General features: G+C 66.1%; 1 protein-coding gene. It reads left to right on the top strand.

Features of this window, described 5'->3' with window-relative positions; translation table 11 throughout:
• Nucleotides 1–233: 233 nt before the first annotated feature.
• Nucleotides 234–1424: an IS110 family transposase gene (locus ABZ826_RS39350; RefSeq protein WP_361459403.1), complete on the top strand. Its 1191-nt coding sequence runs from the start codon at nucleotides 234–236 to the stop codon at nucleotides 1422–1424.
• The last annotated feature ends 19 nt before the right edge of the window (nucleotides 1425–1443 follow it).

Raw genomic sequence — 1443 nt, 5'->3', positions numbered from 1 at the left:
CCTTCCCTACGTTCTTCTGTGGGACCGGGCGAGCCCTTCGTATGGTTGGCCTTCCCAGGGACGTCGGGTGTGGCTTTCAACCTTCTGCCGACTGTGGCTGGCAACGATTGGCCGCCCGACGTCCCACGACGACTCGGCTGCCAATTAGGAATTGCGAATGATCGCTCCGTAGGGAATCGACAGCGAGGTCGTCCGTCGGAAGGAACCAGTAGCACACCTCACGGAGGCACCACTTGGCCACGATCTGGGCCGGCATCGACGCAGGCAAAACCCATCACCACTGCGTTGCGATCGACGAGAGCGGCCGTCGGCTGCTGTCGCGACGCGTCGCCAACGACGAGCCCGAACTCCTCGAACTCCTCGCTGATGTGCTGGCCCTGGGTGATGAGGTGATCTGGGGGATCGACCTGGCCGACGGCGGAGCCGCCCTGGCCATCGGGATCCTCCTTAACCACGACCAGCCCGTGCACTACATCTCTGGCCGCGCGATCCACCGCGCCTCCGAGAGCTACCGCGGTGAGGGTAAGACCGACGCGAAAGACGCCGCGGTCATCGCTGACCAGGTCCGTATTCGGCGCGACCTGCACCCCATACGGGTCGGAGACGAAACTGTCACCGACCTCAAGATCCTCACCGGCCGTCGCATGGACCTGGTCGCCGACCGGACCCGCACCGTCAACCGGCTCCGGGCCCGACTCACCAGCATCTTTCCCGGTCTGGAACGTGCGCTGGACCTCACCAACACTGGCCCGCTTACTCTCCTGACCGGCTACCAGACTCCGGCCGCCGTCCGCCGACTCGGCGCCAAGCGGCTGGAGACCTGGCTACGCAACCGCAAGGTCCGCAGCGCAGACCAGCTCGCCGGGACGGCCGCCGAGGCCGCCGAACGTCAGCACACCAGCCTGCCCGGGGAGAAGCTGACCGCGCAGCTGGTGCACACGCTGGCCAAGGAGGTGATGGCCCTCAACCGGCAGGTTGCCGAGCTCGACAAGCTGATCGAGGCCCGGTTTCGCGACCACCACACCTTCGAAGTGATCACCAGCATGCCCGGCCTGGGCGTCATTCTGGGTGCCGAGTTCCTAGCCGCCACCGGCGGCGACATGACCGTCTTCGGCACCCCCGACCGTCTCGCCGGCTTCGGTGGCGTCGCTCCGGTCCCTCGTGACTCCGGCAAGATCAGCGGAAACCTCCGACGCCCGCAGCGATACAGCCGCAGGCTCCAGCGCGTCTTCTACACCTCCGCGTTGTTCAGCATCCGCACGTGCGAGGAATCCCGCCGGTTTTACGACCGTAAACGAGCTGAGGGAAAACGCCACACCCAGGCCGTCCTTGCTCTCGCCCGCCGCCGCGTCAACGTCCTCTGGGCCCTCCTGCGCGACGGACGCTGCTATGAGCTCACGCCACCCGTCACCCTAGCCGCTTGACAAACAGCATTAGGAATCG

This window comes from Streptomyces sp. NPDC047515 (genome assembly GCF_040643055.1).
Taxonomy (GTDB): Bacteria; Actinomycetota; Actinomycetes; order Streptomycetales; family Streptomycetaceae; genus Streptomyces.
The sequence above is the reverse complement of the archived record's forward strand: the minus strand, read 5'-3'. Positions and strand labels throughout refer to the sequence as shown.